Origin of the sequence: Aeromonas sp. FDAARGOS 1416, from assembly GCF_019048085.1 — a bacterium.
In the GTDB taxonomy this organism is placed as follows: Bacteria; Pseudomonadota; Gammaproteobacteria; order Enterobacterales; family Aeromonadaceae; genus Aeromonas; species Aeromonas veronii.
In genome coordinates this window covers 3,047,731-3,065,993 of record NZ_CP077301.1, presented here as the reverse complement: position 1 = coordinate 3,065,993, position 18,263 = coordinate 3,047,731, and the positions used below count along the sequence as shown (strand labels likewise).

At 58.0% G+C, this 18,263-nt stretch carries 17 protein-coding genes; 11 read left to right on the top strand and 6 right to left on the bottom strand.

Annotated elements, in window-relative coordinates:
- Positions 1-41: 41 nt before the first annotated feature.
- From I6L46_RS13705 to I6L46_RS13685, 5 genes are all read right to left on the bottom strand, one after another.
- On the bottom strand, positions 42-1,145 hold the full coding sequence (locus tag I6L46_RS13705; protein WP_216975967.1) for an EAL and HDOD domain-containing protein: 1,104 nt from the start codon (positions 1,143-1,145) through the stop codon (positions 42-44).
- Between the two features lie 4 nt (positions 1,146-1,149).
- Entirely contained in the window at positions 1,150-2,790 is a 1,641-nt protein-coding gene (locus I6L46_RS13700) for a sensor domain-containing diguanylate cyclase (RefSeq protein WP_106844101.1), read from the bottom strand.
- Positions 2,791-3,044: 254 nt separating this feature from the next.
- On the bottom strand, positions 3,045-5,081 hold the full coding sequence (locus tag I6L46_RS13695) for an exoribonuclease II (protein ID WP_216975965.1): 2,037 nt from the start codon (positions 5,079-5,081) through the stop codon (positions 3,045-3,047).
- Between the two features lie 99 nt (positions 5,082-5,180).
- Positions 5,181-6,080, bottom strand: coding sequence for a LysR family transcriptional regulator ArgP (locus I6L46_RS13690; protein ID WP_216975962.1), 900 nt, complete (start codon positions 6,078-6,080; stop codon positions 5,181-5,183).
- A gap of 209 nt (positions 6,081-6,289) precedes the next feature.
- Entirely contained in the window at positions 6,290-6,928 is a 639-nt protein-coding gene (locus I6L46_RS13685) for an acyl-homoserine-lactone synthase (protein WP_021231751.1), read from the bottom strand.
- 62 nt (positions 6,929-6,990) lie between these two features.
- Between I6L46_RS13685 and I6L46_RS13680 the strand changes: the two genes are divergently transcribed.
- Both I6L46_RS13680 and lysE read left to right on the top strand, forming a co-directional pair.
- Positions 6,991-7,767: a LuxR family transcriptional regulator gene (locus I6L46_RS13680; RefSeq protein ID WP_021231752.1), complete on the top strand. Its 777-nt coding sequence runs from the start codon at positions 6,991-6,993 to the stop codon at positions 7,765-7,767.
- A gap of 196 nt (positions 7,768-7,963) precedes the next feature.
- Positions 7,964-8,572 (top strand): L-lysine exporter, encoded by a 609-nt coding sequence (lysE, locus tag I6L46_RS13675; protein ID WP_021231753.1) that lies wholly within the window; start codon positions 7,964-7,966, stop codon positions 8,570-8,572.
- An 81-nt stretch (positions 8,573-8,653) separates the two neighbouring features.
- Here the strand turns inward: lysE and I6L46_RS13670 are convergent, their stop codons facing one another.
- Positions 8,654-10,663 (bottom strand): methyl-accepting chemotaxis protein, encoded by a 2,010-nt coding sequence (locus I6L46_RS13670; protein WP_216975960.1) that lies wholly within the window; start codon positions 10,661-10,663, stop codon positions 8,654-8,656.
- A gap of 260 nt (positions 10,664-10,923) precedes the next feature.
- On the opposite strand from I6L46_RS13670, the gene ruvA reads away from it, so the two are divergent.
- The 9 genes from ruvA (at position 10,924) to tolR (ending at position 18,263) form a co-directional block, all read left to right on the top strand.
- Complete coding sequence (ruvA, locus tag I6L46_RS13665) at positions 10,924-11,538, top strand: Holliday junction branch migration protein RuvA (RefSeq protein WP_005335746.1); 615 nt, start codon at positions 10,924-10,926, stop codon at positions 11,536-11,538.
- 8 nt (positions 11,539-11,546) lie between these two features.
- Complete coding sequence (gene ruvB, locus I6L46_RS13660; protein ID WP_005335744.1) at positions 11,547-12,557, top strand: Holliday junction branch migration DNA helicase RuvB; 1,011 nt, start codon at positions 11,547-11,549, stop codon at positions 12,555-12,557.
- A gap of 934 nt (positions 12,558-13,491) precedes the next feature.
- Positions 13,492-15,048: a cytochrome ubiquinol oxidase subunit I gene (locus I6L46_RS13655; RefSeq protein WP_064339410.1), complete on the top strand. Its 1,557-nt coding sequence runs from the start codon at positions 13,492-13,494 to the stop codon at positions 15,046-15,048.
- Positions 15,049-15,059: 11 nt separating this feature from the next.
- Positions 15,060-16,196, top strand: a complete 1,137-nt coding sequence (gene cydB / locus I6L46_RS13650) for a cytochrome d ubiquinol oxidase subunit II (RefSeq protein ID WP_005335741.1) — start codon at positions 15,060-15,062, stop codon at positions 16,194-16,196.
- A 14-nt stretch (positions 16,197-16,210) separates the two neighbouring features.
- Positions 16,211-16,327 (top strand): cytochrome bd-I oxidase subunit CydX, encoded by a 117-nt coding sequence (gene cydX / locus I6L46_RS13645; RefSeq protein WP_005304933.1) that lies wholly within the window; start codon positions 16,211-16,213, stop codon positions 16,325-16,327.
- A complete protein-coding gene (locus I6L46_RS13640; RefSeq protein ID WP_041202810.1) occupies positions 16,314-16,625 on the top strand; it encodes a cyd operon YbgE family protein in 312 nt (103 codons plus the stop codon). Before cydX ends, I6L46_RS13640 begins: the two co-directional genes overlap by 14 nt.
- A gap of 105 nt (positions 16,626-16,730) precedes the next feature.
- Positions 16,731-17,138, top strand: a complete 408-nt coding sequence (ybgC, locus tag I6L46_RS13635) for a tol-pal system-associated acyl-CoA thioesterase (RefSeq protein WP_005335737.1) — start codon at positions 16,731-16,733, stop codon at positions 17,136-17,138.
- On the top strand, positions 17,128-17,817 hold the full coding sequence (gene tolQ / locus I6L46_RS13630; RefSeq protein WP_005335735.1) for a protein TolQ: 690 nt from the start codon (positions 17,128-17,130) through the stop codon (positions 17,815-17,817). Before ybgC ends, tolQ begins: the two co-directional genes overlap by 11 nt.
- Positions 17,817-18,263: a protein TolR gene (gene tolR, locus I6L46_RS13625; RefSeq protein ID WP_005335733.1), complete on the top strand. Its 447-nt coding sequence runs from the start codon at positions 17,817-17,819 to the stop codon at positions 18,261-18,263. The genes tolQ and tolR overlap by 1 nt, the downstream gene beginning before the upstream one ends.

Here is an 18,263-nt window from a genome sequence, read left to right as displayed (position 1 = left end):
GGGAGCCCATTCTAGCCAGTGGCTCCCCGCCTCGCCATCACCTAGCTGGTGAGAAACGCTTGCCCCCACATTTGTGACTGAAAATAGACGGGGGTGAGCTGGGCCGGAGCGAGTTGATATTTGGGGGCAAGCTGTTCCAGCAGGGCCCAGTTGCCCTGTTCATAGGTGCTGACCAGCTGAAACAGATGAAAGAGTGGCCCTTCGTGCAGTTCGATGGCGCGCTGCACGCTCTTGGGCAGGTGAGCCATCAGCGGCTCCGACAGCAGGGAACCATCGAGCACCAGTCCCACCAGAAAGGCCCAGCTGGCCTCTGCTTTACCGAGGGCGGTGAGGGCAATCAACTCGCAGAAGCGGCCGCGGGCGATGGCCATGCGGGTGCAGGCCTCCGGCATGTGCTGGCTCACCCGGGCCAGACCGTTGATCAGCACGAACTTGCGGATCTCCTGCTCCCCCAGATAGGAGAGGGCGCGGGGTACCGAGGTGATGGGGGCGGCATGATCGAAGCCGGGGGCGTTGACGTAGGTGAGCAGCAGGCCGGGCAGCCAGGCATCCTGCTCCAGCAGGCGGGCTACCTGGGCGAAGGAGAACTCTTCGTGGCAGATGAGCTGGAGGATCTGCTGCACCAGCGCCATGTCGGGCTGGTTGGCCCGCTGATTGACCAGCTCCGGACGGGCGAGAAAGCCGCCGGCAAAGAAGTCGACCCCCGCCTCCCGCAAGGGGAGAAAGTCCTGCCATGCCTCGACGTTGAGCGCCATCCGCTTGTGCTCGGTGGGCTGGCAGATACCCTCTTCTCCCATCCAGTACACCAGCAGGCGGCTGGCGCCGAGCCAGCGTGGATCCCGGTTGGCGCCATGCACCGCCAGTCTGCGCCGGCTGTCGCGCCACTGCTCCAGCACCGGGAACGAGTTGGGCTGGCGTTCGCTGGAGGCTTCAACCAGCGGGATCGCGTCCTGATCCAGCAGCAGGGGACGTTGTTCATCGAGCTGTTCGTGGGTGAAGGGAACCAGATATTGACGCCCCTGCGCCAGCAGGCGGCTATGTTGGGCCAGTGCGGGCCATTCGGCCGGTGAGCTGAGCTGATAGTCGATTCCGTAGGCCACCAGAGCCAAGCGACGATTGAAGATAGGGTAGCGACGCAACAGCATGGGATCACCGATAGGCCAGAGTGCGGGCCCTCCCTTGTGACTTGGCGTGGTAGAGCGCCTGGTCAGCCTGTTCGGTCAGGGTCTGCCATGCTCCGTCCTGGGAGGGAACCAGATAGCTAAAGCCTATGCTAACCGTAATGAAATCAGCAACCCGCGAGGCGGGATGGGGCATTTTCAAGCGGGCAAGACCATCGTGGATCCGTCCGGCCAGCTGTTCGGCCTCACCGGGTTGGGGGGCGCAGAGCAGAATGACGAACTCTTCCCCGCCGTAACGGGCGACCAGATTGGTGCAGCGCCGCTCTGCATCCCGCAGCACATGGGCCACCTGTTGCAGGCAGAGATCCCCCTTGGCATGGCCGAAGTGGTCGTTGTAGGCCTTGAACTCGTCGACGTCGATCATCAATACCGCCAGCAGGTTCTGGGTGCGCCGTGCCCACTCCCACTCCCGCTGCATGGTGATGTCCCACTGGCGCCGGTTGGCGATGCCGGTGAGGGGATCTTCCAGCGACAGAAGGGAGAGGCGGTGATTGGCCTCCTCCAGCGCCCGGTTGGTCTCGGCCAGTTGCATGGTGCGCTCGGCGACCCGGGCCTCCAGCTGGCGGTTGAGGGTTTCCAGCTGCTCCTGGGTGCGCTGGCGGATCAGCAGTTGTGACAGGATGGCGGCGTACTGTTTGAAGATCTCGCTCTGATAGGCTTTAAGCGGACGGTGCCAGAGCAGGTTGTCGGCGGCGATCCAGCCGATGGGGGTGGTGCCATCCCACAGCGATACCATGGCGTTCCAGCCACGGCCCACCTGCTGCTTCTCGTAGTAGAGAGGGGTATCCTCCATCACCAGCACGTAATCCTTGCGTCTGAGCGCCTCTTGCACCGTGGGGTGATCCGGAATGGGGCTGATGAAGTTGTGTTCATCCATCAGCTCGCCCTCTTCGCTGGTGCCCCAGGTGCCGCGCATGGTCTTGCCATCGGGTTCGATCAGGAAGATGGCGACCCGATCGAATTGCAGCTCCTTGCGGGCCAGCAGCACGGCATCCCGCAGCAGATCGTTCTCGCTGCGACTGCGGGAGAGGGTGACGCTGACCATGTGCAGCGCCTGCAACATGGTGAGGAAGGATCCTTGCAGTGCCTGACTCTGTACCAGATCGGTCTGGGTATGGAGCCGCTGGTCCCGCTCCTGATTGACCTGGCTGGAGAGCAGGTGATTGCTGAGCTCGGCAGTCAGATAGTGGATAAGGAGCTGGATGCCCTGACGCTGGTGGGAGGAGAGGCGGTCGATGCGGCGGCGGGTCTCCAGATAGATGACCCCTTCCAGTTTCATGTGACGCTTTAGAGGGAAACAGGCGCGTAACTGCGGCTGGGCGGGCTCAACATTTTCGCCGGGATCCGGCGGTGGCTGGAGCTGCTCGATCACCAGTTGTCCCTTCTCCATCGCCTTGTCAATCAGGTGGTGGGGCAGGGTCAGTTGACCGAGATGGGCGAGATCAAGCGTGGTCAGCCCGTGATCGAGCTGAAAACTGTAGAGCTGCGGTTCGGGGGCTTTCAGCCAGAGGTAGAGGCGTTCGGCATCGGTCTTTTCACGGATGGTGGCGAGGCTCACTTCGCATAACTGAGCGAAGTTGGTGAAGTGTTCCGGGTCCCATTCCTGCATACCAATATCCCTTGGATTGTACCCAAGCGAGTATAGACATATTTCTCCTTGATTAATATGTCAGAAAGGAGAGGTGGCGCACATAATGGTTGCATTAAGCCATTCTGGTGGAGACATTCACTGCGTTCTCTGCCAATAGTGGCTAGAACTGTGTGCCATAACGGTATATATGGCAGCTTGTAGGGCGGGATGCCGGGTAAAAAAGAGCCCGCACGATGGCGGGCTCTCGGGCAGATCAGATGATTCTGCGCGGCTTATTCTGCCTTGGGGGCAGCCTCAGCGGGTGTTTCACTGCTATCGGCTGGCGCACTCTCGGTCGCCGGGGCTTCCGGTGCCGGGCCCGGCACCAGATCCACAGCCGGCTTGGCGATAAGGGAACGGGTCTCTTCCACCGCTTCGGTCAGCTTCACCTCGATGATCTGGCCGAGCTCGTAGACTACTTCGGTCTTGTCCAGATAGACGCGGCCGTTGTCCCAGTTGCACTCCAGTCGATCCTTGTTGTCGAGAATATGGCGGGCAGGCAGGAAGACCACGGCGCCGTTCTCCTGCAGACGCAGCTTGAGACCGGCACGCATCACGTCGATGATTTCGGCATTGAACACCTGATCGGTGCCAGCCGCGGCTTTCAGGTAGCGAACATAGAGCCAGTCGCCGATGTCACGCTCCACCATGCGGTGCAGGCGGCGGCAGGCGGTCAGATGCTCGGTGAGCTCCTGACTCGGGCGCTCACCCGGGGTCTTGCCGGCGATGACCGCTTTGAGCAGACGATGGTTGACCATGTCGCCGTATTTACGGATTGGGGAGGTCCAGGTGGCGTAGGCATCCAGACCCAGACCGTAGTGGGCGCCCGGTTCGGAGGACATCAGCGCATAGCTCTGGAAGCGGCGGATCTTGCCGTCCAGCCAGCGGGTGTCGAGGTTGTCGATCCAGCGGCGCAGGGCGCAGAAGCCGGAGAGGCTGGCGATCTCATCGCGCTCGAACGGGGCTTCGGCACTCTTCAGCAGGTCGATGGCGCCGTCGAGGGACTCTTCGTCAAAGCCGGTGTGAACGTTGAAGATGCCGTAACCGACGCTCTTGCCCAGCACGCGACCGGCGCAGATGTTGGCGGCGATCATCGACTCTTCCACCATGCGGTTGGCGATGCGGCGCGGTTCGACGTGGATAGCCAGCACTTCGCCATTCTCGCCCAGCTCGAAGTCGTAGTCGGGACGATCCGGGAACACCAGGGCATGCTCGGTGCGCCACGCGATGCGTGCTTCGGTCATCGCCTTCATCAGCGGCAGCTGGGCCAGTACGCCTGCGTCGATAGCCAGCTCTTTGCCATGCTCGGCCCAGTCGGAGACGTCGTCATAGTTGAGACGGGCGTGGGAGCAGATGCGGGCGGCGAAGAACTCGGTCTCCTCCAGTAGCAGACCATCTTCGGCGATCAGCAGACGAGCGCACAGAGTGTTGCGCTCCTCGCCCTCTTTCAGGGAGCAGAGCTCGTCGGAGAGGGTGCGCGGGATCATCGGCACGTTGCGGCCCGGCATGTAGACGGTAAAGGCGCGCTGGGCGGCCTCTTTGTCCAGCTCGCTCCCTTCGGCCACATAGGCGGTCGGGTCGGCGATGGCGACCAGCAGCTCCCAGCCGTTGTCCAGCTTGGTGATGGCCAGCGCATCGTCCATATCCTTGGTCTTGGCACCGTCGATGGTGAAGAAGGGCACCTTGGTCAGGTCACGACGGGGCAGCTCTTCCTCTTCGATGACCTTCCACTCCGGCAGATCAGCCGGCTCGACCTGGGCCAGATTGTGGCGGGCCAGCACCACCCACCAGGGCACGTTGTGATCTTCCTGGGCTGCAATCTTCTGGGTGATCTCGGCAGAGAAGTTGCCGTCGACCAGCGCATGGCGCTTGAGGGTCGCCACCACCCAGTCACCTTCCTTGAACTCTTTCTCATCCAGACCCTTCTTGACGCGGGCCTTGATGGCATCCTTGATCAGCGGATGGTCGGCCACCACGTTGAGGCGGTCGCGGAACATCTTGACCCGGGCCACGAAGCGGGTGACGGACTGCTCCAGCAGGGTATCCGGCTCGGCCACTTCCTTCTCTTTTTCGGTGCGGATCAGGGCGGTCACCCGGTCACCGTGCATCACCTTCTTCATGTAGGGAGGCGGCACGAAATAGCTGGTCTTCTCATCGACTTCCAGAAAGCCGAAGCCCCGGTCCGAGGCGCGGATCACACCCTCTTTCTTCGGGATGTTTTCGCGGATTTGTTGCTTGAGCTGGGCCAGCAGCGGATTGTCTTGGAACATAAGTGAGGAACCTGAAGTGAAAACCTGGGTGGAGACCTGATGAAGGATCGCCCAGCACTATACGTTTTTAGCCCTGCAAAGCCAAGGTGAATGGCCTGCTCAGCGTGGTTTCAACTGCGATCTGGCATGGTCGATAAGCCGTTGGGAGAGCTGCTTGTGAACCCCTTTTTCCAGTACCCAGCGGTGCCAGTAGAGGCGTTCCGTCAGGACGTGGTCGGGACTGAGGTTGAGTAGTGACCCGCCAGCCAGCTGGCCTCTTATTTGCAATTCGGGGATGAGACAATAGGCCAGCCCCTGTTCTGCCATGGCGACGAAGGCCTCCGACGAGTGGACCGTATGGCAGGGATAACCGCCAGGCTCCAGCCCGAAGCGTTCTCTCATAAAGCTCACATGCATGTCATCGCGTTGATCGAACGCCACCGCCGGTGCCTTGGCCAGCGCCTCACGGGTCAGGCCGCGAGGGAAGTGGCGGGCAACAAAGGCGGGGCTGGCGGTAAGCTGATAGTTCATCTCACCGAGCTCATCGACGCAGCAACCCGCCAGTGGTTGGGGATGCAGGCTGACTGCGCCAAAGGCCTGACCCTCGCGGACCTTGTCGAGGGTGCGGCTCTCGTCATCCACCAGCAGGTTGAGTTCGATGGGGTGCTGTTTCAACAAGGGGGCAATGGCGGGAAAAAACCAGGTGGCTAGGCTGTCGGCGTTGACGGCGATGCTGATCCGGATTGGCCCCTGCGGCTCATCGGGAGTCAGCTCCCCCGCCAGCTCGAGCTCGAGCTGATGTACCTGCCGATAGTGGGCCAGCAGTTTCTCGCCGAGTGGCGTGGCCTGCAGCGGCTGGCTGCGAATGAGCAGCGGCTCGGCAAACTGTTGCTCCAACTGCTTGATCCGCTGGGAGATGGCCGACTGGGTGATATGGAGCGACTTGGCCGCCCGATCGAAGTTTTGTTCCTGCAGTACCGCATCCAGCGCCCGCAGCAGTTTGTAATCCAGCTCTTTCATCTTCTCCCCCTTCCGTTGCCCAAGGGCTGACTCTACGTCACTCGGCAGGGGACAACAATGGGCGGTGGAAGGGGCGTTGCGCTGTGATATCTGACAGTGGTGGTCTGTCTTGTAAGGAAGGCATACTGCTAGAGACCGCAGGGGGCAGCCCTGCGGGGTCATAGCGATACAGCGATACGTTTATCCCGGGCCTGTTTTCCCGGGATTTTTTATATCTGGGCCGCTAACTCATGGGAGCGATAGGTGGCAGTTTGATAGTGTCCGATAAGTGGCTGCGAGACCGCCAGGGCAAATCGCTCATCCAGATAAAAGCGCAGGCCGACACCTTTCACTGCACCGAGATCTACCGCTTGGCGGTGGCCCAGACGAGCCATAGGGATTCCGAGACGGCGGAAAATGCGTTCTGCGGGCAGGCTGGCTACACCAACAAACTCTTTGATGCCGTTGGCTGTAGCAAACGCATAGGCTTCCCGAAGGAGCACGCAGGTCAGCTCGCTGACACCATTGGTCATGCACGGAGCGCGGGTCGCATCGATAGCCAGACGGGTGAGTTCCCAGATCTCGGGAGTGCGGGGCGCGTTTTCACCGGCAAGGGCGGTGGGAAAAATGCTGGGCAACATATAGGCGCTGGCGCAACTGAGCAGACGGATACAGGCGCAGACTCCTTGTTCATCTTCGACCAGTACCCAATGGGTGTCTGGCGTGTCAAAGCGGTCGCGTTCCAAACCGTGGTAAGACTCGACGTCCCAGCCTAGCCGGTCGGAAAAGACGCGATTTCGAAATTGATAGAGTTCGTTCTCTACGGCGTTTCGTGGGTGATCTCTCAATTTTCCTTTGAAAACCAACATTATGAACTCTCTCTCTGCCTGTTCGCCGTTATAATCAGAAGCTTGGCCAGGGGGGCTAGCATATGAAACAAGAGCAACTGTTTGAGTATCTGGAACATTTCACTTCGGTGACGGATGGTGACCGTCTTGCCGGATTGATCGGTCGCTTTACGGTCGATATGGGTTATGACTATTACGGCTTTACCCTGATCATTCCGATGTCGATGCAAAGACCCAAAGTGGTACTGTTTAATCAGTGCCCTATCTCCTGGGTACAGACCTATACCGATAACAACATGCTGGCGTGCGACCCTGTGATTCAGTTGGCACGCAAGCAGACGCTGCCCATTTACTGGAACCGCCTCGATGAGCGGGCTCGCTTTCTGCAAGAGGGAAGCATGGACGTGATGGGACTGGCCGCCGAGTTCGGATTGCGCAATGGCATCTCCTTCCCTCTGCACGGCGCAGCCGGGGAGAACGGAATCCTCTCCTTTATCACGTCCGAGCGGGCTTCTAGCGATCTGTTGCTGGAGTCCTCGCCAATCCTCTCCTGGATGGCCAATTACATCTTCGAGGCTGCGATCAGGGTTGTGCGCCTGAGGGATTCGGATCAACAAGCCGCGCTGACGGATCGTGAGACCGAATGCCTGTTCTGGGCCAGTGAGGGGAAAACATCGGGGGAGATCGCCTGCATTTTGGGGATCACCGAGCGTACGGTGAATTACCACCTCAATCAGGTCACTCGCAAAACCGGATCAATGAATCGCTATCAAGCCATTGCCAAGGGGATTAGCAGTGGCATTTTGCTGCCGAATCTTGAACAGGTTGTTGTCACCAACTTCCCTAAACTGATGCAATAGAACCTGTTGATTCTCGGGGCAGAAGCAGGGGGACTCAATTGTCAGATCCTGCTATTGACCATTGGTTTCGGATGGGGCTTTTGGTGACTCCAGGTGATTAGCAAAATGAATCAATCAGTAAATCAATGAATTTCTAAGAAGGAACCTCCATCGCTATAGTGCCGCTCATTCACCATTTCGAACGGTACTCTCCATAATGCTCGCAACAACACTACAGGGCTTCACCATTGGTCTGGCCATGATCATCCCCATCGGCGCCCAGAATGCCTTTGTGCTGAGTCGGGGCATCCATCGCAATCACCATCTGCTGACGGCCACGCTCTGCAGTTTCTGCGATCTCACCCTGATTGCTATCGGCGTATTTGGCGGAGCCAATCTGCTGGCCGCCAGCCCCCTCGGCATGGCGCTGCTCACCTGGGGAGGCGTGCTGTTTCTCGGCTGGTTTGGTGGCCGTTCCCTGCTCAGTGCCTGGCGTGGTAAAGGGGAGGGGCTTGCCGATTCAGCTCAGCAGATGGGGGCCAAAAGCGTGCTGGCGATGACGCTGGGAGTTACGCTGCTCAATCCTCACGTCTATCTCGATACTTTGATGCTGCTCGGCTCCCTTGGCAGTCAGGTGAGCGAGTCCCTGCGTCCGGCCTTTGCTGCGGGGGCCATGCTGGCCTCGTTGGTGTGGTTCTACTCGCTGGCGCTGGGGGCCGCAGCGCTGGCGCCCTGGTTGGCCCGCGGCCGGGTGCAGCAGGGGATCGATCTGCTGGTAGGCATCATCATGTTGAGCTTGGCTGTTCAACTGGCCATAGGACGTTGAGGAAGTTAAGGCGGCAGGAATGAGCGGCCGGTAACAAAAAGATGCCACTCACATGAGTGGCATCTTTGCTATTGGAGGGGCTCAGACTCTGAACTGGGAGAGCAGGCGCTGCTGCAGCAGGCTGGCCTGATGGAGCGAGGAGGCGAGTTGCAGACACTCCTGTGCCTCCTGTTCGCCGGTTCTGGCTTGCAGACTGATGCCGGAGACCTTGTCAGAGGAGTGGCTCAGGGTGTGTGACAGTTGACCTGTGGCTACGGCGACCTGCTGCACCATGTCGGCCAGCTGGTCGATGGCGCCTTCCACCTTGAACAGGATCTGCTTGGTATTCTCGGAGTCCTGCATGCCGGACTCCACCGTTTTGAGGTTGCGTTGCATCATCAGATAGGCGGTCTCGGTCTGCTGCTGGATGCTGCTGATCACCTGGCTGATCTCGGCGCTTGATGTCGCGGTGCGATTGGCCAGGGTGCGCACCTCGTCCGCAACCACCGCAAAGCCACGCCCCATCTCCCCCGCGCGGGCCGCTTCGATGGCCGCATTGAGGGCAAGCAGGTTGGTCTGCTCCGAGATGCCACTGATGGTGGAGATGATCTGGCCAATCTGACCCGCCTGCTCCTTGAGGGAGTTGATGGCGATGGCACACTCGCTCACCTCCTGTACCACCCGTTGCATGCCCGCGCTGGCGGAGGCGACATACTGGCTGCTCTCGGTGGTCAGCTGGCGCACCTCGTTGGCATTGTGGGCCGCCATGCTGCAGTTGTCCGAGATACCGGTGGCGACTTGCACCATCTGTTCACTGTCGTGGTGCAGGGCCAGCGCATGTTCGGCGGTCTGGCGGCTGCTTTGGCTGATTGCCTCCACCCGGTTGACCGAGGTGTGAACGTGCTCGCTGATGTGCTGGTTGTTGTCCATGGTGGAGCTGATCATCTTCTGCAGTTTCTCGATGAAACGATCCACGCTGTTGGCCAGCGAGCCTATCTCATCATCACGTTGCAGGTTGATGCGGGCGTTGAGGTCTCCCTCGCCAGCGGCAATATCCTGCATCCGCTTGTCCACTTGCAGCAGCGGGGTTACCAGCTTGCGGGTCAGCCAGAAGCCGCAGAGGGTGACCATGATCAGGCTCAGCAGCAGGCCACCCAGCAGCAGGGTTCGGGTCTGGCTGATGATGCCGTTGAGCTGGGCCACCTGATCCTCGACGGTAGCATCGCCGCTCTCCTCGATGGCAACCAGCTGTTGTCGTAGCTCATCGGCACTGACCTCATAGACGGACTGCTGGGTCTGATAGCTGCCGAGCGCATCGACCCACTGTCCCATCAGTTGCTGATGCCGGGCCAACAGGGCGCGGTACTCTGCCGACAGTGTCTTGCCGGCAAATTCGCCGGTTCCCTCGATCTCGAACAGCCCGGTGCCGAGCATGCTGTCGACCGCTTCGTGGTAGAAATCGGTCGCCTCTTTTAACTCGGCCTTGATCGCCTCTGTGACTCCTTGTCTGCGCATCTTTTCCAGCGCATAGAGCTGGCGCAAAAAGCCTATGTTGGACTCCATCCCCCCATCGGCCGCTTCCCAGCGAGTGGAGAGGCCGCTGTTCCAGCTGATGGTCTGGTCGGGGGATTGGGTCAGCGCCTCGACCGCGCCATCGCCAATCACCTCCAGCTGGGTCGAGAGGCGGGCCATCAGGTCGGCGTTGTGATGCAGGGTCTGATCCACCTCGGTATAGGCGTGATAGAGCGCCAGCAGCTTCTCTTGTTGCTGTTGATAGTCCTGCTTGTGCTGTTCCATGGTGGCAAGGGCTGCACCATCAATGAGCTGCCCTTGGCTGACCCGGGCCAGTGCGTCATCGGTCGCCGCCTTGGCTGCATCGAGTTCGGCGCGATTGAGCGGGGTGCCGTTTTGCATCTTCTGAATCTGTAGCTGTTGGTTGCCCAGCTCTATGGAGCCCTCCATGGCACCGTCGGCGGTCTGCCAGGCGGCGCCCAGGACATAGGAGAGCAGATTGGCTAGCCGCTGGCTGCCATACCAGCCAACGACCCCCATGCCCAGCGTACAGCCGAGCAATATGGCAAGACCCAGATTGGAGGTGGTAACAATTTTCATGTGATGGCCTTCCTTGGTATCGACATTGGCACCAGTTTCGGTTCCGAACGGGTTTAGTGTAGTGGTTTATCCCCCGCTCGGGGGCCGGTGCGGCGCTGAAACATCCCGTGCACTGGCTGCACCCGATCAAGCATGGTGGAAAATTGGATAAAAAGCCTCTCTGACCACAAGGGTGTTGCTGCCCTATGCTGGATACTTATCCAGTTATTCTTTATGCTATGAGCCAATTTACGAATAGTTGTATTGGTGAGGAGAGAGCCGTGATTGGTCGCTTGAGAGGCATTGTCATTGAAAAGCAGCCCCCCGAGGTCCTGCTGGAAGTGGGCGGGGTTGGCTATGAGGTGCAGATGCCGATGAGCTGCTTCTATGATTTGCCGGAGATCGGCAAGGAAGCGACCATCCATACTCACTTCGTGGTGCGGGAAGATGCCCAGCTGCTCTATGGTTTCAACCACAAACAGGAGCGGGCGCTGTTCCGCGAGCTGATCAAGACCAACGGAGTCGGCCCCAAGCTGGCGCTGGCTATTCTCTCCGGCATGACAGCTACCCAGTTTGTGCTGAGTGTCGAACGCGAAGAGATAAGCTCTTTGGTCAAACTGCCGGGAGTCGGCAAGAAGACCGCCGAGCGGCTGGTGGTGGAGATGAAGGATCGCCTCAAGGGGTGGGTCAGTCACGACCTCTTCTCCCCGGCCATGGTCACCCTGCCAGCCAGTGAGCCCGAATTGCGGGCACCGGATGTGACCGAGGAGGCGGCCAGTGCGCTGGTGGCCCTAGGTTACAAGCCGCAGCAGGCGAGCCAGATTGTCAGCAAGATCGCCAAAGAGGGGATGTCGGTGGAAGATATCATCCGTGAATCCCTGCGTAGCCTGGTGTGAGGTAGTTGATGATTGAAGCAGACCGCCTCATCTCGGCCAGTGCCGCCCGTGAGGATGACATTATTGACCGGGCGATCCGCCCCAAGAAGCTGGCTGACTACACCGGTCAGGATACCGTCTGCGAACAGATGGAGATCTTTATCGAAGCGGCCCGTCAGCGGGGAGAAGCGCTCGATCACCTGCTGATCTTCGGTCCACCGGGTCTGGGCAAGACCACCCTCGCCAACATCGTCGCCAACGAGATGGGGGTCAATATCAAGACCACCTCCGGCCCGGTGCTGGAGAAAGCGGGGGATCTGGCGGCGCTGCTCACCAACCTCGAACCGAACGATGTGCTGTTCATCGACGAGATCCATCGCCTCAGCCCGGTGGTGGAGGAGGTGCTCTATCCGGCGATGGAGGATTACCAGCTCGACATTATGATCGGGGAGGGACCCGCGGCTCGCTCCATCAAGCTGGATCTGCCTCCCTTCACCCTGATTGGCGCCACCACCCGGGCTGGTTCACTCACCAGCCCGCTGCGGGATCGCTTCGGTATCGTCCAGCGGCTGGAGTTCTACAACGTCAAGGACCTGACCGATATCGTCTCCCGCAGTGCCCGTTGTCTGGGGCTAGACATGACGGAAGATGGTGCCATTGAGGTCGCCCGTCGCTCTCGCGGCACGCCGCGGATTGCTAACCGTTTGTTAAGGCGGGTGCGCGACTTTGCCCAGGTGAAATCCGATGGCCGGATCGACGGCCCCATTGCTGCTCGCGCCATGGACATGCTGGATGTCGATAACGAAGGTTTTGACTTCATGGACCGCAAGTTATTGTTGGCTGTGATAGACAAGTTTATGGGGGGCCCGGTGGGTCTCGATAATCTGGCCGCCGCGATCGGGGAAGAGAAAGATACTATCGAAGATGTGCTGGAGCCTTATCTGATCCAGCAAGGGTATCTGCAACGTACACCCAGAGGACGGATTGCGACCACACGAGCCTACGCTCATTTCGGTCTTCAGCGACCAGATGAGAAGTAAAAACAGTCATTTGAACATGAAACCGCCGTCAAAGGCGGTTTTTTGTTATCCGGGCAAAAAAAAGCCCACGGCGGATGCGGTGGGCAAAGACAATTCAGGATGGATGTTCACAGACAGTGAGTGCGTCTGGACACAGACCGGAAAATAAACAGGTGAGCCGTCGCGAGCTCTCAGAGTCGGTTCAGTTGATAGAGCTGAACAAAGGAAAGCTTGTAGTAACGGATGGTTTTAGCAACAAACTTTTTCATCTTCGATTCCAATAGACAGGTTCAAATTGATCGTCGAATACGTACCGTGAACCCGGATTAACCGGCCTGTATCCAAGGGTATGCCCTCACTGCGAGGCGCATTGTAGGAGTTCGAATCGACCCCGGCAAACAAGAAAAATTGCACTCTTCAAATTAGTTTATCTAATGTCTTTATTGATGAAATTGGTTCGCATGAGTATGCATTCTTTGCAATTTTAAATTGAGTTTTCGAATCAGATTGCCTGACTCGGATAACATGGAAAAAGGCGCGTCATTCACGCTTTTCAAATTAAACCGAGCGGCGGGATGTTAAATTCTTAAATTGATTTAAATCAATGTTTTACGCTTTATCGTGTTTTGTGATCTGGCTCGCGTCAATAATCGTGAAATAGATTAAAAATGCCTTTCAAAGCCATGTATGGCGGGTCCTTTTACATTGATTTCAATCAAATAAAGGTGATATAAAAACCCGGTCATCATGGGCGAGAATAAATTTAGGCTGATTGTTTTGGAATTGTTAAACATTAGCTTTATTTGTGTTCTCGTATTGCCTTGTTGTTAATGCCAGTGGTTACTGAACGCGTTTTGTTGTGACACGTCCCAATAAGGCTCATTCGCTAACCTCCAACGGAAGCTTTGTGCTTAAAACTTAAAATAGCCGTGCCAATAATCGGTGAGGAAACATCATGATTGCTGAGCATGTGGTAGACCTATCGCGGTTCCAGTTCGCTGCGACGGCCCTTTATCACTTTTTGTTTGTACCCCTGACGCTGGGAATGGCCTTTCTCCTGGCGATCATGGAATCCGTCTATGTGATGACCAACAACACCATCTACCGGGACATGACCAAATTCTGGGGTAAGTTGTTTGGTATCAACTTTGCCTTGGGGGTCACCACAGGTCTGGCCATGGAGTTCCAGTTCGGGACGAACTGGGCTTACTACTCCCATTATGTCGGCGATATCTTCGGGGCCCCGCTGGCTATCGAAGGGCTGATGGCCTTCTTCCTGGAGTCCACCTTCGTCGGTATGTTCTTCTTTGGTTGGGATCGTCTGAGCAAGCATCAGCATCTGGCTGCCACCTGGTTGATGGCGCTGGGGACCAACCTCTCCGCCCTCTGGATCCTGGTCGCCAACGGCTGGATGCAGAACCCGGTCGGTGCCGAGTTCAACTTCGAATCCATGCGGATGGAGATGATGAGCTTCGCTGACGTGGTGCTCAACCCGGTTGCTCAGGTCAAGTTCGTCCACACTGTGGCGGCTGGTTATACCTGTGGCGCCATGTTTGTGCTGGGTATCTCCTCCTACTACCTGCTGAAGAATCGTGATGTGGCGTTTGCCCGTCGCTCCTTCGCCATTGCCGCTGCATTCGGTATGGCTTCCATCGTGTCCGTGCTGATCCTCGGTGACGAATCCGGTTACGAGACCGGTGAAGTGCAGAAGGTGAAACTGGCCGCTATCGAAGCTGAGTGGGAGACTGAACCTGCTCCGGCCGCCTTTACCCTGTTCGGTATTCCGAATCAGGAAGAGATGCGCACCGACTACGCCATCAAGATCCCCTATGCGCTGGGCATTATCGCGACCCGTTCTCTGGATGGTCAGGTAACCGGTCTGAAGGATCTGAAGAGCGAGCACGAACTGCGCGTCCGCAACGGTATGACCGCTTACGACCTGCTGACCAAGCTGCAATCCGGTGACAAGTCTGACGAGACCCGCGCTCGCTTCGACGAAGTGAAGCAGGATCTGGGCTACGGTCTGTTGCTCAAGCGCTACACCAGCAACGTGACCGATGCTACCGACGAGCAGATCAAGGCCGCCGTGGATGACTCCATCCCGCAGGTTCTGCCGCTGTTCTTCGCCTTCCGCATCATGGTTGCCGTCGGCATGCTGATGCTGGTGCTGATTGGTATGGCCTTCTATGACAGTGCCCGTCACCAGATCGGCAAGCGCAAGTGGCTGCTCAAGGGTCTGCTGTGGGGTATCCCGCTGCCGTGGATCGCCATCGAAGCTGGCTGGTTTGTCGCTGAGTATGGTCGCCAACCGTGGACCATTGCAGAGGTGTTGCCGACTTCCCTCTCTGCATCCAACTTGCCTGCAGCCGAGATCTGGTTCTCTCTGATCGGTATCTGCCTGTTCTATACCGTACTTCTGGTTATCGAGATGTACCTGATGTTCAAGTATGCCCGTCTTGGCCCCAGCAGCCTGAAGACTGGCAAGTATCACTTTGAACAGCTCAAGGCATAAGGAGAGCGACCATGTTTGATTACGAAACTCTGCGTGTCATCTGGTGGGCTCTGGTCGGCGTACTGCTGATCGGTTTTGCCATCACTGACGGCTTCGACATGGGGGTAGGCGCACTGCTCCCGTTCGTCGGCAAGAAAGATGTCGAGCGCCGCGTGATGCTCAACACCATGGGGCCGCACTGGGAAGGTAACCAGGTTTGGCTGGTCACTGCCGGCGGCGCCTTGTTCGCTGCCTGGCCGATGGTGTATGCCGCGACCTTCTCCGGCTTCTACATCGCCATGATCCTGACCTTGATGGCGCTGTTCCTGCGTCCGGTCGGTTTCAAGTACCGCTCCCTGCGTGCTGATGCCAAATGGCGCAGCAACTGGGACTGGGCCTTGTTCGCCGGCAGCGCCGTACCGCCCATCGTCTTTGGTGTGGCCTTTGGCAACCTGCTGCAAGGCGTTCCGTTCGAGTTTAACCAGTTCATGATGTTGACCTATCACGGCAACTTCTTTGGTCTGCTTAACCCGTTCGGCATTCTGGCTGGTCTGGTGAGTCTGTTCATGCTGCTCACCCAGGGCGCAACCTGGTTGATGATGAAGACCGACGGTGAAGTGCTGGCGCGTTCCCGCACTGCCGCCATGATCTGCTCACTGCTGACCCTGGTGCTGTTTGCTGCCGCGGGTTGGTGGGTAAGCGGTATGGAAGGGTATGTCATCGTCAAGGCTGCCGCGACTGACGCAGTATCCAACCCGATGAACAAGGAAGTTGTCCTGCAGGCTGGTGCCTGGATGAACAACTACACCCTCTATCCGTGGATGGTGGCTGCCCCTGTACTGGGCCTGGCCATGAGCCTGCTGACTGCGCTGTTTGCCCGCATGAACATCGGCTGGCTGGCGTTTACCAGCTCCTCGCTGGCGATTGCCGGGGTCATCCTCACTGCCGGTTTCTCCATGTTCCCGTTCGTGATGCCCTCAAGCCTTGAGCCGTCACTGAGCCTGACCATGTGGGATGCTACCGCCTCTTTCAACACCTTGCAGGTGATGACTGTGGCTGCAGCGATCTTCGTACCGATTGTGCTGGGTTACACCATCTGGACTTACATCAAGATGTTTGGCCGGGTAACCAACAAGCACATCGAAGATAACCAACAATCTCTCTATTAAGAGGTGCGCTGACAATGTGGTATTTCACCTGGATCCTGGGACTGTTGCTGGCCTGTGCATTTGGCATCATCAATGCGCTGTGGCTGGAACACACCGAGAACATGGATCGTCAGATCGATGAAAACAAGTGATCGACTCGCCAGGCTGGCCGCTCCACTGGAGCGGCAGCCGTGGCAGGGGTTGATGTTACTCGCGGCGGCCTTGTTGGCCGTCGCTATTTTACAGGCCCCCAATCTGATCGCGGCCAACACCAGCGAGCATGGTCTCTGGCTTGCTCCCTGGCTGATGTGGGCCGTCTGTTGTGGCGTACTTAACGGGCTTGGCTTTCATCTGAAAAGCCTGCCCGGACGTGTGCTGTTCAACCCCTGGCTCGCCTGGCCCAGTTTGTTGTATGGCCTCTGGCTGACACATTCATATTTCCTTTCATAAAAAACGGGGGGAGGCAGGATTTCCCTGTCTCCCCCTGCTTCTTTCCTATTCAGCCCTGCGCTATGATAGCCCCCCATCTGACTGTCGAATGGATCACAGATTGTTATGGGGGAAGTCTTTGAGTTTCCGGTGCGTGTCTACTACGAAGACACCGACGCCGGGGGCATCGTCTACAACGCCAATTATCTCAAGTTTATGGAACGTGCTCGCACCGAGTTTCTTCGTGCCAAAGGGGTCGAACAGGACGTCTGGCTGCAGGAGGGATATGCCTTCGTGGTGAGCCGAACTGAGATCGATTTCCGCTCGGCGGCCCGTTTTAATGAACTATTGAATGTATTAACGCAAGTGATTGAAGTGAAACGCGCATCCCTGCGCTTTTCGCAGCAGATCCTGGCGGCTGATGGACGACTGATCACCCAGGCCATGGTACAGATAGCCTGTGTCAGTCATCCGCAAATGAAACCTGTAGCTATACCTGAAAAAATCAAGGGAGTGCTGTTAAGTGCACGCTGAAATTTCGTTTATTGGCCTGTTTTGGCAAGCCAGCCTGTTGGTAAAACTGGTCATGATGACCCTGATGAGCATGTCTATTGTCTCGTGGGCGCTGATTATCCAGCGTTCAAAGGCGATCAAGGCGGCCAATCTCGCATCGGAACAGTTTGAAGATCGCTTCTGGTCAGGGGTCGATCTCAATCGCCTCTATCAGGAGTCCTCTTCCCGCCGCGATGATATCGAAGGCATGGAAGATATCTTCTACTCCGGCTTCAAGGAGTATGCCCGCTTGCTGAAGGCCGGCGCCCGTGGTCAGGATGCGGTGATGGATGGTACCTACCGCGCCATGCGCGTCTCCCTCTCCCGCGCGGTGGACGATCTCGAATCCAACCTGCCGGTGCTGGCGACCATCGGCTCCATCAGCCCCTATATCGGTCTGTTCGGTACCGTATGGGGGATCATGAACGCCTTTATCGCCCTGGGTCAGGTGCAGCAGGCCACCCTGCAAATGGTGGCACCGGGTATCGCGGAAGCGCTGATCGCTACCGCCATGGGTCTGTTTGCCGCTATCCCGGCGGTTATCTTCTACAACCGCTTCTCCAACAAGGTCGAGCGGCTGGAGAACGCCTACGCCAACTTCATGGACGAGTTCACCACTATTCTGAACCGTCAAATTGCACAGCAGCAGGGTGATCAGTAATGCAAACCTATCAGCGGATCCGGCGCAAGAAGGTGGCCGAGATCAACGTGGTTCCCTATATCGACGTCATGCTGGTGCTGCTTATCATCTTTATGGCGGTCACGCCGGTGATCACGCAAGGGGTCAAGGTGGATCTGCCACAGGCTGAGTCCGAGCAGTTGCCGGAAGATGCCAAGCCACCCTTCATCGTCAGCGTCAATACCGAAGGCGAATATGTCATCAAGGCTGGCGAAGCCGATGACGAGCCGGTGCCAAGCGGCACGCCAGAGGCGATGCAGCAATACATCACCGAAAAAGCCATGGGCTATCTGGCGATCAACCAGAATGCCCCCGTGGTGGTCGCGGGTGACAAGGCCGTGCGCTACGAAGAGGTGATCCTGTTGATGGTGGCCCTCAAGAATGCGGGTGTGCCTCAGGTTGGCCTGATGACAGATCCGGTGAACTAA

Excerpts from the sequence above, each read along its gene's own strand:
- I6L46_RS13705 (WP_216975967.1), bottom strand. The coding sequence starts at position 1,145 with ATGCTGTTGCGTCGCTACCCTATCTTCAATCGTCGCTTGGCTCTGGTG.
- I6L46_RS13700 (WP_106844101.1), bottom strand. The coding sequence starts at position 2,790 with ATGCAGGAATGGGACCCGGAACACTTCACCAACTTCGCTCAGTTATGC.
- I6L46_RS13695 (WP_216975965.1), bottom strand. The coding sequence starts at position 5,081 with ATGTTCCAAGACAATCCGCTGCTGGCCCAGCTCAAGCAACAAATCCGC.
- I6L46_RS13690 (WP_216975962.1), bottom strand. The coding sequence starts at position 6,080 with ATGAAAGAGCTGGATTACAAACTGCTGCGGGCGCTGGATGCGGTACTG.
- I6L46_RS13685 (WP_021231751.1), bottom strand. The coding sequence starts at position 6,928 with ATGTTGGTTTTCAAAGGAAAATTGAGAGATCACCCACGAAACGCCGTA.
- I6L46_RS13680 (WP_021231752.1), top strand. The coding sequence starts at position 6,991 with ATGAAACAAGAGCAACTGTTTGAGTATCTGGAACATTTCACTTCGGTG.
- lysE (WP_021231753.1), top strand. The coding sequence starts at position 7,964 with ATGCTCGCAACAACACTACAGGGCTTCACCATTGGTCTGGCCATGATC.
- I6L46_RS13670 (WP_216975960.1), bottom strand. The coding sequence starts at position 10,663 with ATGAAAATTGTTACCACCTCCAATCTGGGTCTTGCCATATTGCTCGGC.
- ruvB (WP_005335744.1), top strand. The coding sequence starts at position 11,547 with ATGATTGAAGCAGACCGCCTCATCTCGGCCAGTGCCGCCCGTGAGGAT.
- I6L46_RS13655 (WP_064339410.1), top strand. The coding sequence starts at position 13,492 with ATGATTGCTGAGCATGTGGTAGACCTATCGCGGTTCCAGTTCGCTGCG.
- cydB (WP_005335741.1), top strand. The coding sequence starts at position 15,060 with ATGTTTGATTACGAAACTCTGCGTGTCATCTGGTGGGCTCTGGTCGGC.
- cydX (WP_005304933.1), top strand. The coding sequence starts at position 16,211 with ATGTGGTATTTCACCTGGATCCTGGGACTGTTGCTGGCCTGTGCATTT.
- I6L46_RS13640 (WP_041202810.1), top strand. The coding sequence starts at position 16,314 with ATGAAAACAAGTGATCGACTCGCCAGGCTGGCCGCTCCACTGGAGCGG.
- ybgC (WP_005335737.1), top strand. The coding sequence starts at position 16,731 with ATGGGGGAAGTCTTTGAGTTTCCGGTGCGTGTCTACTACGAAGACACC.
- tolR (WP_005335733.1), top strand. The coding sequence starts at position 17,817 with ATGCAAACCTATCAGCGGATCCGGCGCAAGAAGGTGGCCGAGATCAAC.